Origin of the sequence: Bordetella genomosp. 11 (assembly GCF_002261215.1) — a bacterium.
In the GTDB taxonomy this organism is placed as follows: Bacteria; Pseudomonadota; Gammaproteobacteria; order Burkholderiales; family Burkholderiaceae_B; genus Bordetella_C.
This window is the reverse complement of the sequence record NZ_NEVS01000001.1, coordinates 690,630-708,988: the sequence shown is the minus strand read 5'-3', so window position 1 is coordinate 708,988 and position 18,359 is coordinate 690,630. Positions and strand designations below refer to the sequence as shown.

The 18,359-nt window shown below is 66.8% G+C and carries 16 protein-coding genes; 2 read left to right on the top strand and 14 right to left on the bottom strand.

All coding sequences use genetic code 11. The features are described from left to right. The first annotated feature begins 111 nt into the window (after window positions 1-111). Window positions 112-1,050 carry an aromatic alcohol reductase gene (locus CAL28_RS03145; RefSeq protein ID WP_094839936.1) on the top strand — a complete coding sequence of 313 codons (939 nt, stop codon included), beginning with the start codon at window positions 112-114 and terminating at the stop codon, window positions 1,048-1,050. On the opposite strand, the gene CAL28_RS03140 is transcribed toward CAL28_RS03145, so the two are convergent. The 14 genes from CAL28_RS03140 to CAL28_RS03075 all read right to left on the bottom strand — a co-directional run bounded on the left by CAL28_RS03140 (window position 1,047) and on the right by CAL28_RS03075 (window position 17,258). Then, the gene (locus tag CAL28_RS03140) at window positions 1,047-2,192 is read right to left on the bottom strand and encodes an MFS transporter (RefSeq protein WP_094839935.1); all 1,146 of its coding nucleotides are present in this window, start codon (window positions 2,190-2,192) and stop codon (window positions 1,047-1,049) included. The genes CAL28_RS03145 and CAL28_RS03140 overlap by 4 nt on opposite strands. A gap of 188 nt (window positions 2,193-2,380) precedes the next feature. After that, window positions 2,381-4,777 carry a xanthine dehydrogenase family protein molybdopterin-binding subunit gene (locus CAL28_RS03135; RefSeq protein ID WP_094839934.1) on the bottom strand — a complete coding sequence of 799 codons (2,397 nt, stop codon included), beginning with the start codon at window positions 4,775-4,777 and terminating at the stop codon, window positions 2,381-2,383. Further along, window positions 4,774-5,280, bottom strand: coding sequence for a (2Fe-2S)-binding protein (locus CAL28_RS03130; protein WP_094839933.1), 507 nt, complete (start codon window positions 5,278-5,280; stop codon window positions 4,774-4,776). The genes CAL28_RS03135 and CAL28_RS03130 overlap by 4 nt, the downstream gene beginning before the upstream one ends. Window positions 5,281-5,347: 67 nt before the next feature. Further along, window positions 5,348-6,238, bottom strand: coding sequence for an FAD binding domain-containing protein (locus CAL28_RS03125; RefSeq protein WP_094839932.1), 891 nt, complete (start codon window positions 6,236-6,238; stop codon window positions 5,348-5,350). A 121-nt stretch (window positions 6,239-6,359) separates the two neighbouring features. Next, window positions 6,360-7,406, bottom strand: coding sequence for a Bug family tripartite tricarboxylate transporter substrate binding protein (locus CAL28_RS03120; RefSeq protein WP_176463859.1), 1,047 nt, complete (start codon window positions 7,404-7,406; stop codon window positions 6,360-6,362). Window positions 7,407-7,583: 177 nt separating this feature from the next. Then, window positions 7,584-8,285 carry a class II aldolase/adducin family protein gene (locus CAL28_RS03115; RefSeq protein WP_094839930.1) on the bottom strand — a complete coding sequence of 234 codons (702 nt, stop codon included), beginning with the start codon at window positions 8,283-8,285 and terminating at the stop codon, window positions 7,584-7,586. A gap of 11 nt (window positions 8,286-8,296) precedes the next feature. After that, entirely contained in the window at window positions 8,297-9,220 is a 924-nt protein-coding gene (locus tag CAL28_RS03110; RefSeq protein ID WP_094839929.1) for a helix-turn-helix domain-containing protein, read from the bottom strand. Between the two features lie 124 nt (window positions 9,221-9,344). After that, window positions 9,345-10,346 carry an NADPH:quinone oxidoreductase family protein gene (locus CAL28_RS03105; protein WP_094839928.1) on the bottom strand — a complete coding sequence of 334 codons (1,002 nt, stop codon included), beginning with the start codon at window positions 10,344-10,346 and terminating at the stop codon, window positions 9,345-9,347. A gap of 28 nt (window positions 10,347-10,374) precedes the next feature. Beyond that, window positions 10,375-10,914 (bottom strand): PaaI family thioesterase, encoded by a 540-nt coding sequence (locus CAL28_RS03100; RefSeq protein ID WP_094839927.1) that lies wholly within the window; start codon window positions 10,912-10,914, stop codon window positions 10,375-10,377. Beyond that, complete coding sequence (locus CAL28_RS03095) at window positions 10,914-12,614, bottom strand: class I adenylate-forming enzyme family protein (RefSeq protein ID WP_254925966.1); 1,701 nt, start codon at window positions 12,612-12,614, stop codon at window positions 10,914-10,916. Before CAL28_RS03095 ends, CAL28_RS03100 begins: the two co-directional genes overlap by 1 nt. Window positions 12,615-12,775: 161 nt before the next feature. Further along, window positions 12,776-13,429: an SRPBCC family protein gene (locus tag CAL28_RS03090; protein ID WP_176463858.1), complete on the bottom strand. Its 654-nt coding sequence runs from the start codon at window positions 13,427-13,429 to the stop codon at window positions 12,776-12,778. Between the two features lie 144 nt (window positions 13,430-13,573). Beyond that, the gene (locus CAL28_RS03085; RefSeq protein WP_094839925.1) at window positions 13,574-15,919 is read right to left on the bottom strand and encodes a xanthine dehydrogenase family protein molybdopterin-binding subunit; all 2,346 of its coding nucleotides are present in this window, start codon (window positions 15,917-15,919) and stop codon (window positions 13,574-13,576) included. After that, on the bottom strand, window positions 15,916-16,401 hold the full coding sequence (locus CAL28_RS03080; protein ID WP_094839924.1) for a (2Fe-2S)-binding protein: 486 nt from the start codon (window positions 16,399-16,401) through the stop codon (window positions 15,916-15,918). The genes CAL28_RS03085 and CAL28_RS03080 overlap by 4 nt, the downstream gene beginning before the upstream one ends. Next, a complete protein-coding gene (locus CAL28_RS03075; protein WP_176463857.1) occupies window positions 16,398-17,258 on the bottom strand; it encodes an FAD binding domain-containing protein in 861 nt (286 codons plus the stop codon). The genes CAL28_RS03080 and CAL28_RS03075 overlap by 4 nt, the downstream gene beginning before the upstream one ends. A gap of 136 nt (window positions 17,259-17,394) precedes the next feature. Between CAL28_RS03075 and CAL28_RS03070 the strand changes: the two genes are divergently transcribed. Continuing rightward, window positions 17,395-18,291 (top strand): polysaccharide deacetylase family protein, encoded by an 897-nt coding sequence (locus CAL28_RS03070; RefSeq protein ID WP_217906525.1) that lies wholly within the window; start codon window positions 17,395-17,397, stop codon window positions 18,289-18,291. Window positions 18,292-18,359: the final 68 nt, after the last annotated feature.

The following is an 18,359-nucleotide window of genomic DNA, read 5'->3' as shown; positions in this document are numbered from 1 at the left end:
GCGCACGGTCGTTCGCCGCACGCGCGTTCTGTATTCACGCAACGCGAACAATAGAGGATTTCCGTGCACCTACACTGCGAATCGACCTCTTACCTCACTCGGAGAACGCCTATGTCAAAAGGGAATTCAATTCTGGTCCTGGGTGCCGGCGAACTCGGCATGGCGATGCTGCGCGTGCTTGCGCGGCGCGCTGCGCTCAAGGCCGATCTGTCGCTCGCTGTGCTGCTTCGTCCTTCGACGATCGCGTCCAGCGACCCGGAAAAGAGCAAGGACGTGGCTGAACTACGTGGCCTGGATATCGAATTCGTCGAAGGAGACCTGGCGGCGCAGACTGATGAAGAACTCGCAACGACCTTCGCCCGGTTCAACACCGTTATCTCGTGCACGGGATTTGCCGGCGGCCGGGGCGTGCAGCGCAAAATCGCGCGTGCGGCGCTCGCGGCCGGCGTACGGCGCTACCTCCCGTGGCAGTTTGGGGTTGACTACGATGTCATTGGAAGAGATAGCGCGCAGGACCTTTTCGACGAACAGCTCGACGTGCGCGAACTGCTGCGCTCGCAAACCCGCACCGAATGGATCATCGTCTCGACAGGCATGTTCACCAGCTTTCTGTTCGATCCGGCGTTCGGCGTCGTCGATCTGGCCGAGCATACCGTGAACGCATTGGGAAGCTGGGATAACGCCGTGACGGTGACCACACCGGAAGACATCGCAACCTTGACCGCGGAGATTCTGTTCGCTGAACCGCGAATCTCGAACCAGGTCGTCTACGTCGCCGGCGACACGGTTACCTATCGACAAGTCGCCGATACCGTTGACGAGGTTCTGGGCATCAAGGTTCGCCGCAAGGAATGGACCGTGCCCGACCTGATCCGGCAATGGGACGAGAAGCCGCAGGATGCGCTGCGCAAGTATCGAGTGGTGTTTGCCCAAGGGCGCGGCGTCGCCTGGGACATGAAGCGTACGTTCAACGCGCAACGGAATATCCGGGTCTGCGGGCTGGACGAATGGGCTCGGGACAACCTGTCCTTCATGCCAGTCACCGCTTAGCCACGCAAGGTCCGCAGCCCTAGCAATAGCACGAATGCCATAGCGCTCAAACCGCCCAGGAGCGCGAAGGTCGCTGCTGCGCCGATGCCGTCCAGGGCGGTGGCCAATGCGGGCGGGGCAAGCGCGTTGATCAGGTTCATCGGAACAGCGATGGTCGCCATCGCTGCCGCATAGCCGGCCTTGTCATAGAAAACCAGCGGCATGGTGGCGCGCGCCACCGCGAAAGCGCCGCTGCCCACGCCGAACAGCAGCAGGAACACGCCGACCGGCCACAGTGCGGCTCCGCCGAGCCACAACGCGGCCAAGCCCAGCGGCATCAGCGCGCCCGCCACGACGCCGGTGGATAGGCCGTCCCAGCGCGGACCGCCGGCCAGGTCGAGCACGCGACCCGCCACCTTAAAGATCCCCAATAACGAGGCGATCAGAACCGCCCGGCTGAAGCCCATGCCCATCGCCTGCAGCAGCGGGACGCACACGGCTTGGATGCCGAAGGTGACGAAGCTATTCAGCGCGATCGCGCCGGCCAACAGCGCGAACACGGGTCTCGGCCGCTCGCCGTGGCGCGCAGTCGACGGCATGGGCGCGGTGACGGTCGGTGGGAGGCTGAAGCGCAGCAGCGGGCAAACAAGCAGCATGAGGGCCACGTAGGCCAGTAGAGACGTGCGCCAGCCGATGAGGTGTTCAAGCCAGGCCGTGATGGGCAGGAAGAGGCTGCCGGCCAGCCCCGTCACGAGCATCAACGTTCCGATATGGCCTCGCGCCCGGTCCGGCGCGTACTCGGCCAGGTAGGCGTACGCCGCGGTGGTCAGGAAAGTGGCGCCCGCCACGCCGATCAGCGCCCAGGCGGCCCAGTAGGCCAGGATGTCCGGCGCCAGGGCCAGCAGGCCCAGGCCCGCCCCGATGCCGGCGGCCCCCAATGCCATAGCCGAGCGGGTGCCCAGCCGCCGAAAGATACGGATGGCCACAGGCGCGGCGGCGCCCATTGCCACATACATGATCGATGTCCCCAGGAAGACCGACGGCAGCGAAGTCTGCAGGTCCCGCGCGATCGGTCCAGCCAGGACCGGCAGTATGCCGACCACGCCCCAGCCAATGACTTGGGTGAACGCGAGGAGCAGCAGGACAAGGGCCTGGCGGGGCATGTTGTTCTTCGGTGCGGGAGGGGCGTCGCGGGCCGGGCAGGGGCGTGCAGGGATAGGCAGCCGCCTGGCCCACAGTGTACTCATGCGTGCTTGCAAGAGCCTGTCCACCGCCGGGCGCCCGTCCAATAGCTGACGGGCATCCCGGAAATGGGAGGCCGCCGGGTGGCGCCCCCCCTGGAACGCCTTGCCTATTGCCGCGCGGCCTCGATCGCTGCCAACAGCTCCACTGGCGAGATCGGCACCTGGGTGATGCGCACGCCGCAATCTTCCAGCGCGTGTTCGACGGCCGATGCGATGGCGGCCGCCATCGGTAGCACGCCAGCTTCGCCGACGCCCTTGATACCCAACGCGTTCAGCGGGGTGGGCGACTCCATGTGAGCGAGAGCTATGGGCGGCATTTCCGTCGCGGTGACCAGCAGGTATTCGGCCAGGTTGGTGGTAAGCGGCTGGCCGTTCTCGTCGAAAGCCATCTTCTCGAACAAGGCGTTGCCCACGCCGTGCGCGATGCCGCCCAGCAATTGCCCCTCTACCACCTTGGGGTGGATGACGCGGCCGCAATCGTGCGAGAAGACGATGTTGCGCAGCTTCACCTCGCCGGTTTCGGCGTCGACCTCCACTTCGGCCACGGCGGTGGCGTTGCCGTAGGCCATGTCGTTGATGACGACGTGCTCCATGGCTTGCATCGCGGGTCCCGGGCCGGGCATTAGGAAACCGGGCATGCCGGCGGCGGCACGCGCCAGCTCCGCCAGCGTACGCCGCGCCTGCGCGTTCTTCGCGACGACTTCGCGGCCTTCGATGTCGAGGTCCGCGACGGGCAGCTGCATCACCGTGGCGGCCACCTCAAGGACCTGACGACGCACTTCCAGCGCGGCCTTGTGGGCAGAGCTGCCCGCCATGACGGCCTGGCGGCTGTTGAAACCGCCGAAACCCAGCGTGCCGTTGGCGCTGTCGCCGGCCACGACCATGATGTTGTCCATGTCGCCGCCCAGTTGCTCGGCGACCACCTGCGCAAGCATGGTCCGCGTGCTCTGTCCCATGGCCGCGGCGGCGGAGTACACGTGGATCGCGCCCGTCGTGCCGACATGCACCTTGATCTGTTCGTAGGGGCCGCGGCCGGTGCCTTCCACCGAATTGGCCACGCCGATACCCAGCCGCTTGCCTTGCGCACGCGCCACCGCCTGGCGGCCGGCAAAGGAAGCCCAGCCCGCGCGTTCCAGCGCCATGGCCTGGCAGCGCGGATAGTCGCCGCTGTCCAGCACCACCTGCATGCCGCCGCGCGTTTTCATGGGCGTGGGATAAGGCATGAGTTCGGCCGGCACCAAGTTGCGCCGGCGCACCTCGGCACGGTCCAGCCGCAGTTCGCGGGCCACGCGGTCCAGCAGGCGTTCCATGGCGAATACGCCCTGGGGCTGGCCGGCCCCGCGCACCGGCGTGACGGGGACGCGGTTGGTGGCCACGCACTTGATGTCCAGGCGATACACGGGCACGCGGTAGGCCAGCGTCATCGCCGCGGCGGCGCCGTAAGGCACATTGGTGCCGCGCACGTTGTAGGCACCGTGGTCGTGCAGCAAGGTGCCTCGCACGCCCAGGATGCGCGCCTCGTCATCGACGGCGATCTCGACATCCCAGATCTGGTCGCGTTCCTGCGTGGTGGCCGTGAAATGCTCGCGGCGGTCTTCGATCCACTTTACCGGACGTCGCAGGATCAACGCGGCGACCGCCGTGACTGCCTCTTCCGGGTAGAACACCAGTTTGGGGCCGAACCCGCCGCCCACGTCGGGGACCACCACGCGCACCTGGTCGGGTCCGCGCCCCAGCAGGTCGCACAGGATCTGCCTGGCGGGCAGCGGTGTCTGCGTGGAACTCCACACGGTCAGCACGTCGTCCAGCGGTTCGTAGCGCGCCACCACCCCGCGGCATTCGATGGAATGGCTGCCGCCGCGATGCTGCGCCAGCGATTCGCCGAAGACATGCGGCGCGGCGTCGAAAGCCGCATCCACGTCGCCATAGGACAGGTCGAATTCCGCGACCAGGTTGTGCGGCGCGCTGCTGTGCACGGTGGGCGCGCCTTCGTCCAGGGCGGTGCGGCAATCGCCGACCACGGGCAAGGGGTCGGCATCCACTTCGACCAGCGCCGCGGCATCCTCGGCCAGGTAGCGGTCTTCCGCGATGACGACGGCGATGGCCTCGCCCACGTAGGCCGCCTCGGTATGCGCCAGCACAGGGCGGTGCAGGCTCATGCGGAAGCTGGGGCTGGGCAGCGCCGTGACCAGGTCCGTGGTGGCCAGGTAGGGCCGCAGGTCTTCCAGCGTGAAGACCGCATGCACGCCCGGCGCGGCAGCCGCGGCCGCGGTATCGATGCCGCGGATGGCGGCGTGCGCGTGCGAACTGCGCACGAAAGCGGCGTGCAGCATGCCGGGGGCCTGGATGTCGTCGACGAAACGCGCCGTGCCGGTCAGCAAGGCGTGGTCCTCGAGGCGCTTCACACTGCGTCCGAAGGTTTTTCCGGCGGCATGCTGGTGGCCGGCGGCCGGGTCGTCCTTGGCGATGGGAAAGTCACCGCGCGGGCTGTCGGGCGGGCTCATGCGGAAACTCCTTGCGCGCGGATCTTCGCGGCGGCGGCCAGCGTGGCCTTCACGATGCCTTCGTAGCCCGTGCAGCGGCACAGGTTGCCGGAGATCGCCACGCGCACGTCCTCTTCGCTGGGGTCGGGATTCGCCTGCAGCAGTTCGGCCAGCGTGGTCAGCATGCCGGGCGTACAGAAGCCGCATTGCAGCCCATGCTCTTCGCTCAGCGCCTGCTGCAGCGGATGCAGGCGGCCGTCGCAGGCCAGGCCTTCGACAGTGGTGATGGCGTGGCCGTCAGCCTGCACGGCCAGCGTCAGGCACGCGCGCGTGGACAGGCCGTCCATCAGCACCGTGCATGCGCCGCACACACCGTGCTCGCAACCGACGTGGGTACCGGTCAGGTTCAGTTGATGGCGCAGGTAGTCGGCCAGGGTGTGCCGCACGCGCACCTCCGACTCGTACGCCTGGCCGTTGATGCGCACGGAAATATTGCGTGTTTGTTCGTCGACGATCGTGCTCATGAATCCATCCTGGCTGCCTGGCGCCGCGTTGTCGAAAGGATATGCCCTTCGCGCGCGGCCGGCACGTTCATGCCTGCGTAGGGGTTTGCGGAAAATGGGCGCCCGCGCGCGTGCAGGCCGCGACCAGCGCGCGCCGCGCCATGACGGCAGCCAGGCTGCGCCGGTAGGCGGCGGTGACCAGCGCATCGTCCAGCGCATCGATATTGCGACAGCGCTCGGCCGCATCGCGCACCAGCGCCTCGGACGGCACGTTGCCCAGCAGCATGCTTTCGACCTCTGTCATGCGCAGCGGCGCGGTGCCGACGCCACCCAAGGCAAGCGCGGCCCGGGCGACCTGGCCCCGGCCGTCCAGCATGACCAGCGCCGCCGCCGACACGATGGCGAAGTCGCCATGGCGCCTGGAAAATTCGACGAATGCGGAACCATGCCCCTGCGGCCACAGGGGGTAGCGCACGCCGGTGACCAGTTCGTCGGCGTCGATGGCGGGCATCATGAAGCCCAGCGGGAATTCCTGGAAAGGAATCTCGCGGCGGCCGTTGGGGCCCGCCACCTGGACGACCGCATCGAAGGCCGCGGCGACGGCCACCATTTCGGCGGCTGGATCCAGGTGGCACAGGGAGCCGCCCAGCGTGCCGCGATTGCGCGTCTGGCGATGGCCCACGTGCAGCAAGGCCTCGCTCATCAGCGGAAGGCGCGCGGCAATGAGCGGCGAGAATTCCAGCTCGCGCTGGCGCGTCATGGCGCCGATGGATATTTCTTCGGCGGATTCCGCGATACCCGCCAGGCCTTCGACGCGGTTCAGGTCGATGATGTGATCGGGCTGCACGAAGCGCATATTGATCATCGCCATGAGCGATTGGCCGCCCGCCAACGGACGCGCGTTCTCCAGGCGGCCGACCAGGCCGACGGCGTCGTCGATGGTGCGGGGGTCGTGATAGGTAAAGACCGAAGGTTTCATGCCAGGCGAAAACGCAGGATGTGCCTTAATGGGTTTCGCGGCCGGAGGGCCGCGATACGTGCGAAGAGAATGCCGCGCCAAAGAACGATGCCGTCAGGCAATTGTCTTCAGGGCGGTGCGTTCAGTCTACTTTTATATTGGCGTCCTTCACCACTGTCGCCCACATCTTGCTTTCCCCGACGACGAAATCCTTGGCCTGCGCGGATGTCATGGTGGGCGCGGCATACTCGCCGATTTTCTTCAGTGCATCCTTGACCTCGTCCGTCGCCCACGCCTTGGTGACGGCGGCGTTCAATTTCGCGACGACTTGCGGCGGAGTCTTGGCTGGCACGAACAATCCCGTCCAGAAGAGCACTTTGAAATTCGGCACGGTTTCGGCCACGGTGGGCAGGTTCGGGAAATCGGGGCTGCGCTCGGCGCCCGTGGTGGCCAGCGCGCGGATCTTGCCGCTGCTGATGAACGGCGAAGCGGCCGCCACCGTCGAGAACGAAAACTGCACCTGGCCCGAGATCAGGTCCGTCATGGCGGGGCCCGAGCCCTTGTAGGGAACGTGCGTGAAGTTGCCCTTGGTCTGCAGCTTGAACAGTTCGCCCGCCATGTGCGGCGTGGTGCCGATACCGGCCGACGCGAAGCTCAGGCCTTGCCCGCCGCTCTTTCCGAGCGCCTGCAGATCGGCCACGCTCTTGACCGGCAGGCTGTTGGTGGTCGTAAGGATCAGCGGCGACAGCGTCAGCAGCGATACCGGCTGGAAGTCGCGGTTGGCGTCGTAGGGCAGCGAGGCCATCAGGCTGGGATTGATGATCAGCGCGGGATCGACCACTATCATCGTGTAGCCGTCCGGCGCGGAGCGCTGCACGTACGAGGCGCCCACCGTGGCGCCGGCGCCGGGGCGGTTCTCGACCACCACGGACTGGTTCAGCTCTTTCGCCAGGGCGCGGCCCAGGATGCGGCCGACAGAGTCCACGCCGCCGCCCGGGGCATAAGGCACGACCAGGGTGATCGAGTGGTTGGGATAGTCATCCGCCGCCCGCGCCGCCCCGGCGGCAAGCACCAGGCCGACCGCGCACACCGCCGCCGACAGGACGCGAGGAAGGCGGGACGAGCCGCGGTGGGTACTCCCCTTGCGGGAGTCCGGCCAGATTGCAGGTCGATGAGCTTGCCGCGGCATGTTTCGTTCCCCAGAGACTAAGTTCCGGCCTGTACCGGCCATGGTCAGGACAATACCATTTTTGGTACCCGTTCCATATTTGGTACTTACCCTAGCTGGTTGGCGAACCCATGAAAAAGGGCCGGCCCTTCAAAGGCCGGCCCTGCATGCGGGCGGGATGCTGCCGGATCGGCGGGTTCAGCCTGGCAGGCGCGCCACGAAGTATTCCCAGGCGCGCTTGATGGCAGCGGGAGGCACCTTGCCCGCCTTGTCGATTTCACCCGGCGTCAGGCCTTCCACCGGCCCCAGCGATTTCGCGGCGAGCAGGAACTCGGCGTTGCGGCACGAGGTCGTGGCGCGGAACACCATTTCCTGCAGGTCGGTACCCACCACGGTGGCACCGTGATGGCGCATCAAGACCATCCAGTCCTGGCCAAGCGCGCGCGCCAGCGACGCGCCCTGCTCCATGTTCACGACCAGCAGGTTGGTATCGCCGAACTCGTCCCGGCTGTCCCAGAACGGCACGTGCCTGCCTATCATCGCGCCATGCTGGTACACCGGCACGATAGGCACGCCAGCCACGCAAAACGGCAACACCGCCGCCGCGTGATGATGGGCAATGGCGTGCACATCGGGACGCGCCCGGTAGATCTCGCCGTGGATGTAGCGCTCGATATACAGGGCCTTCGTCGTGGGCGCGACGGGTTCGGAGCGCTCGTCGTATTCGAGGATGTCGTCCACCTCGACCAGTTCGGGCGCGCGCGAACACGACAGCAGGAAATGGCCGGGCCGTTCCGGGTGCCGGATACTGACGTGACCGAAGGCGTCCAGGATGCGCTCGTTTGCAAGAATGCGATTGGCAAGCGCCACGTTCACGCGAAGATCGTCCGGACCGGTCATGCTCAGTACTCCTATTTGGCTGGACCGCGCCTGCGCGCGGCGGGGGGCAGGCTTTTCTGTCTATTCGCCAGCATGCCGCGCAGGAACTCGGCGGCGGTGTTGCCTTTCAATGCCGTGCGCCACGCTTCCTGCACGATGTTCTCGTGCAGCTTCAGCGCTTCGGGCGCGGAAGTGGCCATGGCCACGCCCACCCGGATGTTCGGTTGCTCGCCCAGGCGGAACGGACTGATGGTGATGGTGCTGCGCTCGGCCTGGCGGAAGATCTGGAAACCATTGTGCGGCAGGTTGTCCGTGACCAGGCCGATTTGCACGCCCATGGAGTCTTCTTCGATCATGTCGGCAAGATGTTCGATTTCCTGGCGCGCCATTTCCAGTCGCTTGGCGCGCTTGGCCTCGGACAGGTCCGCGCGGCCCACCATGCCGTTCACCAGGAAACGCTCGATCTGTACGGTCGAAATCAGGTTGACGATGCTGGGCCTGCGGCGCCGGTAGGTCTGCTTGCGCGTGTGCAGGATCTCCATGATCTTGTCGACATCGGCCAGGGTTTTATCCCGATGCGGCACATCGTCGGGAATGCTCTCGCGCAGCACCTGCTCCAGCACCACTTCGAATTGATCCGATGCCAGCAGGAAGGAAATCGGGCCGGCCAGGACGATGATCTGGTCCGCGGTTTCCTCGAGCTGGCGCGTGCGCTCGAAATAACTGACTGCCGAAGCCAGGTACTCCATGCCGACGCCCAACAGCGTCGGCATGGACACCTGCAGCAGCTCGGAAAGTTTTTCCAGGGTCTCGATCTTGGCCAGTTCGCCTTTTTCGAAGCGGTACAGTGCCGTGCGTGAAATACCGATACGCTGGGCGATCTCGTCGGCGCTCAGGCCTGAAGCCAAGCGAAACGCCTTCAACCGCCTGCCAATTTCGTCATACTGCAAAGTCATTCGATCCCTCCACACGAGCGGAGCATTGCATAGTGTGCCCGGCCCTTACCGATTTCCCGGGCGTCATAGTACAACGCGGCACTTGCGTGGCCGCGTGGCCGGGCGAGGCCGCGCGGCATCCGTTTCAGCCCTTTTTTGCCGAAGGAATCAGTATCTGCCGGCCGCGGGCGGTACGGTCCTGCAACTGGTGCAGCGCGGTCTTGACATCGGCCAGGGCGAAGGTGGCGACGGGCGGCGCGGTCAGCCTGCCCTCCTGGTACAGACGGAAAATCTCCGCCAGGCAATGCGCCATCTCGGCCGGGGCGCGTTTGCGGTAGTCGCTGACCTGCACGCCGCTGACCTCCATGTTCTTCAACATCACGTAGTTGACCTTCAGCGTGGGAATGCGGCCGGCCGCGAAGCCGATCACCACATAGCGGCCGCGCCATGCGACGGCACGGATGGCCGCATCGAAAATATCATCGCCCAGCGGGTCCAGCACGATGTCGGCCCCGGCACCGCCGGTCAACGCATGCACCTGTTCGCGCAGATTGTCGCGCAGGTCTGGTACCGACAGGTCGACGATGGCATCGGCGCCCGCGGCGCGCACCATGTCGGCCTTCTGCGAATTGGCGATACCTGCCAGCACCTTCAACCCATAGGCCTTGCCCAGTTGCACCGCGGCCAGGCCCACGCCGCCGGACGCGCCCAGCACCAGCACCGTTTCACCGGCTTTCGCGCGGCCACGCTCGCACAGCGCGAACCAGGCGGTGTCGAACGCCAGTGCCATCGCAGCGGCGTCGACGAACGACAGGCCGTCCGGCAGAAGAAAACAGTCTTTGGCGGCCACGACCGCCTTCTCCGCATATCCGCCATGCTCGGCCAGCGTCAGCACGCGGTCGCCCACCTTCAGATTGCTTACGCCCTCGCCCAACGCGGCGACGGTGCCCGTGGGCAGCTTGCCAGGCGAGAAAGGCCTTGGCGGCAGGAACTGGTACTTGCCGCTGATGACCAGCAGGTCGACGAAATTGGCCGCGGTGGCCTGCACGTCGATCAGTACCTGGCCCGCGGCGGGCACGGGATCGGGTACCTCTTCGATCTTCAGCTCGTCGATGGAGCCGAATTCACGGATGATGACTGCTTGCATGGCGTGGTCTTCCTTGCTGCGGTACGGGTCAGGCCCCGGGGGCCAGCGTGCTGAAGGTGCCGCGGCCCACGGCGTAGGGTTGCGTGCCGGCCCCGCCCACTTCCACGTCGGCGCGCGCGATGGCGCGGCCGAGCCTGAGCACGCGCGCGGTCGCGATAAGGTCCGCGCCGGGCGCGGGGCGCAGGTAGTCGATGCGCAAATCGACGGTTGGCGCCATGCGGCCGGTCTGCACGGCCACCGCGGCATGCGCGGCCATGTCGATCAAGGCCGCGATGACGCCGCCATGGATGAAGTCCATGCCGGCGGCGCCGCGCAACGACGGATCGTAGGGCAGGCGGATGACGACGGTGCCGGTCCCGGCGTCCACGGCAACGGCCTGTGGCCTGAGCAGGGCATGGAAAGGCGGATGCGCGAGTTCGTGCCGCAGCCGCTGCAGCAGCGCGGCGTTGTCGAGGGTGCCGGCCGCTGCGATGCCATCGGCTGCCCCGTCCGCGGCGGGCGTAACGACGGATGCCGGACCGGGCGCGGCGGCATCATCGGCCTTGGCACCGAAAGGCAGGCCGCTCATCACGCCTGTTTCTCCAGCGGCCGCCAACGTACCGGCTGCACCTGCATGCGGCCCGCCTTCACGTCCTCCACCAGGTCGCGCTTGAAAATCTTGCCGCTGGCCGTCAGCGGGATGTTGTCCAGTTGCACGTAGTACTCGGGCATGTCGTAGCGCGACAGGCCCGAAGCATCCAGGTGCTGCAGCAAATCGTCCGCGCCGGCCTCGCAGCCGGGCCGCAACGTGACGGCCAGGCAGACTTTCTCGCCCAGCCGCGCATCGGGCACGGGCAGGACGGCGGCGCGTGCCACCGCCGGATGCTGCATGGCCAGGTTTTCGATGCGGGCCGGATAAATGTTGTGGCCGCCACGAATGATCAGGTCTTTCTTGCGGCCGGTAATGACCAGGTAACCATCGGCGTCCAGCCTGCCCATGTCGCCCGTCATGAACCAGCCGTGCGCGTTGAACGATGCCTCGGTCGCCTTCTGGTTGTCGAAGTAGCCCAGCATCAGGCTGGCGCCGCGCCCGCCGATCTGTCCGGTCTCGCCGATGGGCAGCTCGACATCGGGATCGTCCGCGGACCAGATCTTTACTTCATAGCTGGCGCAGGCGCGCCCCGAGGTTTCGATAATGCGGCGCGGCGAGTCGCCCGGCAGGGTGTAGTGATGCGAACATGCTTCGGTCATGCCGTAGCCGCTTTGCGGCGTGACGCCGTAGCGCAGCAGGTCGGCCACCACTTCCTGCGGCGCGGCAGCGCCCGAGATGCGAAATCCCTGCAGCGCCCCCACTTTCTCCAACCCGCGTGCCTTCAATTCGGCCAGCAGGTCGATGGCATGCGTAGGCACGCCGAACAGGAAGGTCGCGCCGGTCTCCAGCAGGCGATCCAGTACGCTGCCGCCGCGCGGCAGGTCGTGCACGACCAGTTCGCCGCCGGTGGCCAGCGCGCTGATCAGCGCACCCAGGCCCAGGTTATGGCTGAGCGGGCTCATGGTGTAGATGACGGACGCGGGACCGAAATTCCAGTCCTGCGCAATGGCGCGCGCGTTGGCCAGCAGCGTATTGTCGCTGTGCATGACGCCCTTGGGTGCGCCGGTGGTGCCCGACGTGAAGGCCAGGTAGACCAGGCGATCCGGGTCGGTCGAGTAATCCACCGCCTCGGCGGCCTGCTCGGTGGACAGGCCCGCGGCCTGAACGGCCGCATCGAATCCATCGATACCCTCGCCGGCGACTGCATCCAGGCGAACGATGCGGCGCATGGTTTGCACCTGGCCGATCATCGCGAATATGTCGTTGCGCGCCGCGTCCGCGCCGTAGCCGGCCTCGCCGATAAACGCCACCGCCCCCACGCTCTCCATCAGCGCCAGCACATCTTGCGCCGTGTGGTCGCGGTGCAGCGACGGGCAGCACGCATAGGCGTTGCGCGAACATGCCAGCAAGGCAATCGCGGTCTCGACGCGGCTGGACATCCACACGCCGACGCGCTGGCCCGCGCGCACGCCGGCGGCATGCAGGCTGGCTGCCAGCCTGTCGGCGGCCGCGATAAGTTCGGCGTAGGTCAGGCGGCGCGAACGATCGCGCACCGCGCAGGCCTGCGGGCGCGCCTGCGCGTGGCGGCGCGCGGCCATGTAAATGGTCTCGTCCCGCCAAAAACCCGCCTGGTAGAACGCGGCCATCCGCTCGGCGCTCAGCAGGGTCAGCACGGTGTTGATCAGGGGCTTGGTCAAGAAGAACTCCGGAGGCAGGCGTTTACCCTGCAACAACAGCATAAATTCAGGAAAATTATCTTTTTTGTTACTTCGCTGACGCTCTCGTCCGTTCGCCGGACGCCCACCGGCAGCGCGGCGTCGCGCGCGACACGGCCTTGCGCGCGGTTTCCGACGGATGCTTACTGCCGCGAACCGCCGAACCAGCCGCGCACCATGGCCCACAGCGACGACAGGATCAGCGAGAAACCGCTGATCGGCTTGGCGGGCGGCGGCGGCGGGCGGCGCGCAGCCGGAGCCGGGGTCGGGGTCGCCGCGGGGGCCTCGCCATTCTGCGCAGGCGCGGCGGCCGCGGGTGCGGGCGCGGCGGCCTCTTCCGCGCGGCCGGCCGAGATCTGTGCCTCCAGGTTTTTGGAGAACTGCGAGATGATCTGGTTGGCGACGGTCTGGATCATGCCGACGCCGCGGCCGTACTGCGCCACGGCACCCGACAGCGTCAGATCGGTGTCGATGATGACCCGCGAGCCCTTGGCGCTGGGCTGCAAGCGGAATTCGATAACGGTGTTGGCGTTGCCGCGGCCCTTGGAGTCGGACCCTGACGCCTTGATGCGGGCCTTGTGCGCATCGTTGTCCACTTCTTCGAACGCGGCGTTGCACACGAAGACCAGCGCGACCGGGCCCAGCTTCACCGCCACTTTGCCCTTGAAGGTTTTCTCGTCGATGATCTCGACCAATTCGGCGCCGGGCATGCAGGGCACGATGCGCTCGATATCCATGAGCACCGGCCAGGCCTGGGCAGGCGGCAGGGAAACGTCGAATTCGTTGGTGAACTGCATTGATGCTCCTCCAGCGGGTCTGTCCTGCCCTGTCGATATGCCTGGTCCGGCGGCGGTATCGCCGCCAGGCATCGGCGACGCGGACTGGAATTGCCGGATAGTTTAACCCGGCAAGTACCAAAATCAATATTTTTACCAAAACTTTTACAGTGCACGGCTGGCCAGGAGTTGCCGCACCCGCATTGCCTTGATCGGCAGGCGGGTAACGAAACCCGGCGCCTGCAGCGCATCGTCGACCGCCGCGGCAACCGCCGCGCCCACGCCGTTCGTGCCGCCCTCGCCCGCCCCTTTCAGTCCCATCGGGTTCAGCGGACTGGGCGCGTCCTCGGTGATCAGCACGTCGACGTCGGGCATCTCGTGCGCGCTGACCATGACGTAGTCGGCGAAGGTGGTCGACAAGGGCTGGCCGGCCTCGTCGTAGGTAAATTCCTCGAACAGCGCGCCGCCCAGGCCCTGGGCCAGCCCGCCGACGATCTGCCCGTCGATCAGCATGGGGTTTACCGCGCGGCCCACGTCATAGGCCACCAGGTATTTCTCGACGACCACCTGGCCGGTAGCGCCGTCCACGCGCACCTGCGCGGCATGCACCCCGTAGGGATAGTTCATGTGATCGCTGTAGAACCAGCCCTCGGCCGACAGGCCGGGCTCATGGCCGTCGCTGGTGCGGGACGAGGGATGCAGGTAGCGCGCCACGTCCGCCAGGGTCGTCGCCGGCCCGCCCGCGCCGCCGCGCGGGCGCACCTGGCCGTCGACGATTTCCAGCTCGTCCGGCGTGGTGTCCAGCATCCTGGCCGCCACGCCCAGCGCCTTGGCGCGCACCTTGCGCGCGGCAATCTGCGTGGCCGAGCCCGACATCACCGTCACGCGAGAAGCATGCGCACCGTTGCCGAACTCGATCAGGTCGGTACGGCCGTGATGCACGCGCACGCGGCGGTAGTCCACGCCCAATTCCTGCGCGCAGATCTGAGCGAGTACAGTCTCCATGCCCTGCCCGACCGAGCCCGCTCCGGTCACGAGCTCGACGGCGCCGGTCACGTCCACCGTCAGCCGGACCATATCGGAAGGGCCCAGTCCGGACTTCTCGACGAACATCGCCAGGCCCAGTCCCACGTACTCGCCGGCCGCGCGCCTGCGCGCCAGTTCGGCCTGCAGACGATCCCAATCGAGGCGCGCCAGAGTCTTGTCCATCAGTCCGTCGTAGTCGCCCGAATCCAGGACGACGTCGGTGCCCAGCGCATCCAACGGCCGCGCATAGGGCATTTCATCGGCACGGATCAGGTTGCGGCGGCGCGCCTGCACGGGGTCGATGCCCACGCGCCGCGCTATTGCATCCATCAGGCGCTCGCGCACGAACGTGGTTTCATAACGGCCCGGCGAGCGGTAGGTGGCCGCGGGCGTCTTGTTAACCAGGCGGAAGTGGCCGGCCACCTCGTAGGCCGGCACCCTGTAGGGTCCGAGCAGCAGCCCCGCCGACATGTCGGCCACCCGCGCGCCATGCGTGCGCGAGTAGGCGCCCTGCGCATGGAAGAACTTGTTGCGGATGCCCAGGATGCGGCCGTCCGCGTCGATGGCTGCTTCCACCAGGTGGCGCTGCTCACGCGAATGATTGGTCGCCATCAGGTTCTCGCGGCGATCCTCCTGCCACTTCACGGGCCGCCGCAGGCGCAACGCGCCCAGGCATACCAGCACGTCTTCCGGATAGATTTCGCCACGCACGCCGAAACCGCCGCCGACATGGCCTTCGTACAAATGGAAGCTGGACGGGCTGCGGCCCAGCATTTTGGCCATTTCGTCACGATTCCAGTGCGATTTCTTGGCCGCCCCGTACATCTCCAGCACGTCGCGCGCCGCGTCGTATCGCGCGACGGCACCGCGGCACTCCAGCGGCACGCCGGAATGCCGGCCCACCGACAGGTCCAGCGCCACGACGTCATGCGCGGCAGCGAACGCCGCGGCCACATCGCCATAGCCCTTGCGAATGACGGTCGGCTCGGTGCTCAGGCCCGGCAGGAATTCGCCCGGCTCGGCGTCGGCAAACATGACGGGCGGCAACACCTCGATGTCGGCCAGCACCAGTTCGGCCGCGTCTTCCGCCAGATAGGCGTCCTCGGCAAAGACCACTGCCACCGGCTCGCCCACATAGCGCACGCGCTCCTGCGCCAGGATGGGCTGGCAATAGGGCTCCAGCCCGGTCACCTTGGTGGCTCGGAACGGAATCGGCGGAATCGACGCCACGTCCGCGCCGGTCCACACGGACGTCACGCCTTTGAGCGCCAGGGCTTCCGCGGTATCGATGGATAGGATGCGGCCGTGGGCCACTTGCGAACGCACCACCCGCATGTGCAGCTGGCGCGGGAAATTCACGTCGCCGGCGAAGCAGGCCTCGCCGCGCACCAATGGGGGATCCTCCAGCCGCGTCACGGACTGCCCCACGACCTGCACGCCTTCGGCGCGCTGCTGGCGGACCTCGGATTCGGCGTGGGCGCTCATGCCGCCGCCCCCTGCGCCATGCTTGCGCGCGCGGCACGCACGGCGGCGAGTATGTTCTTGTATCCCGTGCAGCGGCACAGATTGGACGAGAGCGCGTCCAGCAGATCCTCGTCGCTGATATCGGGCTGCCGTTCGAGCAGGCCGGTCGCAAGCATCAGGAAGCCCGGCGTGCAGAACCCGCATTGCAGCGCATGGTGATCCATGAAGGCCTGCTGCAGCGGATGAAAGCGGCCCTCGCACGCCAGCCCCTCCACGGTGCGGATCTGCGCCCCCTCGGCCTGCGCCGCGAACATCAGGCATGAACGCACCGGCTCGCCGTCCACCAGGACCGTGCAGGCGCCGCACACGCCGTGCTCGCAGCCGGCATGGGTGCCAGTCTGCCCGCAGTCGTCGCGAATGGCATCGACCAGGGTACGGCGCGGCTCTACCCGTATGGGGTAGTCGACACCGTTGATGGAAAGAACCACGTCGCGTTGACTCATTGCTGCATCCCCTTGTCCAGCGCGCGGCGCACCACGGCACGCACCAGGTCGCGCCGGTACGCCTGCTCGTCTGCGCCGCTGTCCGACGGCTGTACCTGTTGCGCGGCGGCATCCGCCGCGCGCTGGAATTCCTGCGCGTCCGGCGCGATGCCTTCAAGGCAGGCCTCGGCGGCCGCCAGCCGGCGCGTCCTGTCCTCGACTCCGCCCACGCCTATGCGCACGTTGCGCATGACACCGTCATGCAGCTCGAATACAGCCAGCGCCATCGCCTGCGCGAAATCGCCGGCGCGGCGGCTGTATTCCTCGAAACCGAAGCGGGTTTCCTCGCCCAGCAGGGGCAGGCGCGCGGCCACCAGCAGTTCAGCCGGCTCCAGCGCGGTAGCCATATAGCCCAGGAAGAACTCCGCGGCCGGAATCCGGCGTTCCCGCCCCACGCTGCGCACGACGAATTCGGCGTCCAGGGTGGATGACACCAGGCACCATTCCGAGGCGGGGTCCGCGTTGGCAATGCTGCCGCAGAACGTGCCACGGGTGCGGATGGGCAGGTGGGCGATATGGCGCACCACCTGGGCCAGCAGCCGGCCCAGCGGGCCCGGCACGACCGGCTGGTGGAAAGCGGCATGACGCACACAGGCGCCGATTTCAAGCGCGCCGTCGCGGACTTCCGCCCGCCGCAGTTCCTCGATGCGGTTGATATCCACCAGGAAGGCCGGCCGCGCCAGCCGCAGCGCCATCGCGGGCACCAGCGTCTGGCCGCCCGCCAGCACGCGACCGTCCTGGTCTGCCACGTCCGCCAGGATCATCACCGCCTGATCGATCGAGGTCGGTTCGTAGTGCTCGAATTTACCGGGCTTCATGGCACATCTCCTGTTCGGCCGGAGTGTTATATTTGTGGAATTATATCTATTTTTGGTACATCCACTACCGCGCGCTGCTGAGCGTAAACCCCAAGGCTCAGGCGGCACGCCGCCACCTCCAAAGGAAACACCGCCCATGCTGTTGCCCCACCATAACCGCTATTCATACAGCGCCATCGGTGCGCGCAAGGACTACTCCTGGCCGGAAGGCAAGCGCCTGGCCATGCACATCGGCCTGAACATCGAGCACTTCGCATTCGGCACCGGCTTGACGCACAACCTGACCGTGCCGCTGCCCGCGCCCGACCAGCGCGCATTCGCGTGGTCGGACTACGGCAACCGCATCGGCGTGTGGCGCATCCTGGACATGCTGGACAAGCTGGGCCTGCCGGCCTCTCACTTGTGCAACACCGAGATCTTCCACTACTGCCCCGAACTGATCGGCCCCATCAAGGCGCGCGGCGATGAGTTCATCGGCCACGGCCGCACCAATGCGGAGCGGCACGGCCTGATGTGGGAAGCCGACGAGGCCCGCTACCTGGCCGAAGTGCGGGCATCCATCCTGGAGCATACCGGCCAGGAAGTGCGCGGCTGGATGGCGCCGTGGATGTCGGTCAGCCACCATACGCCCGACCTGCTGCAGGAAACCGGCTTCAAGTTCCTGATGGACTGGCCCGCGGACGACCAGCCTATCTGGATGAAGACCCGCGCGGGCCGCATCATGTCGGTACCGTATCCGCTGGAACTGAACGATTCCCCGCAGATGCTGGTGCGCGCGCACACGCCGGACCAGTTCGGCCAGATGATCATCGACCAATTCGAGGAAATGCTGGAACAGAGCGCCACCCAGCCCCTGGTGTTCGGCATCGCGTTGCACACGATGGTCAGCGGCCAGCCTTATCGCCTGCGAGCCTTGCGGCGTGCACTGAAATACATCGTGGACCATCCCCGCCGCAACGAGATCTGGTTCACGCGGCCGGGCGCGATCTACGATCATTGCGCGAACCTGCCGGAAGGCACGATTCCGGGCTGAGCCCGCTGCAGCCGAAAACGGCGCCGGCATTGCTGCCGGCGCCGTTTCGCATTTCGCGGCCCGGAACA

Bases quoted from the DNA above. Each gene is read 5' to 3' on its own strand.
- CAL28_RS03145 (WP_094839936.1), top strand. From the start codon at position 112: ATGTCAAAAGGGAATTCAATTCTGGTCCTGGGTGCCGGCGAACTCGGC.
- CAL28_RS03140 (WP_094839935.1), bottom strand. From the start codon at position 2,192: ATGCCCCGCCAGGCCCTTGTCCTGCTGCTCCTCGCGTTCACCCAAGTC.
- CAL28_RS03135 (WP_094839934.1), bottom strand. From the start codon at position 4,777: ATGAGCCCGCCCGACAGCCCGCGCGGTGACTTTCCCATCGCCAAGGAC.
- CAL28_RS03130 (WP_094839933.1), bottom strand. From the start codon at position 5,280: ATGAGCACGATCGTCGACGAACAAACACGCAATATTTCCGTGCGCATC.
- CAL28_RS03125 (WP_094839932.1), bottom strand. From the start codon at position 6,238: ATGAAACCTTCGGTCTTTACCTATCACGACCCCCGCACCATCGACGAC.
- CAL28_RS03120 (WP_176463859.1), bottom strand. From the start codon at position 7,406: ATGCCGCGGCAAGCTCATCGACCTGCAATCTGGCCGGACTCCCGCAAG.
- CAL28_RS03115 (WP_094839930.1), bottom strand. From the start codon at position 8,285: ATGACCGGTCCGGACGATCTTCGCGTGAACGTGGCGCTTGCCAATCGC.
- CAL28_RS03110 (WP_094839929.1), bottom strand. From the start codon at position 9,220: ATGACTTTGCAGTATGACGAAATTGGCAGGCGGTTGAAGGCGTTTCGC.
- CAL28_RS03105 (WP_094839928.1), bottom strand. From the start codon at position 10,346: ATGCAAGCAGTCATCATCCGTGAATTCGGCTCCATCGACGAGCTGAAG.
- CAL28_RS03100 (WP_094839927.1), bottom strand. From the start codon at position 10,914: ATGAGCGGCCTGCCTTTCGGTGCCAAGGCCGATGATGCCGCCGCGCCC.
- CAL28_RS03090 (WP_176463858.1), bottom strand. From the start codon at position 13,429: ATGCAGTTCACCAACGAATTCGACGTTTCCCTGCCGCCTGCCCAGGCC.
- CAL28_RS03085 (WP_094839925.1), bottom strand. From the start codon at position 15,919: ATGAGCGCCCACGCCGAATCCGAGGTCCGCCAGCAGCGCGCCGAAGGC.
- CAL28_RS03080 (WP_094839924.1), bottom strand. From the start codon at position 16,401: ATGAGTCAACGCGACGTGGTTCTTTCCATCAACGGTGTCGACTACCCC.
- CAL28_RS03075 (WP_176463857.1), bottom strand. From the start codon at position 17,258: ATGAAGCCCGGTAAATTCGAGCACTACGAACCGACCTCGATCGATCAG.
- CAL28_RS03070 (WP_217906525.1), top strand. From the start codon at position 17,395: ATGCTGTTGCCCCACCATAACCGCTATTCATACAGCGCCATCGGTGCG.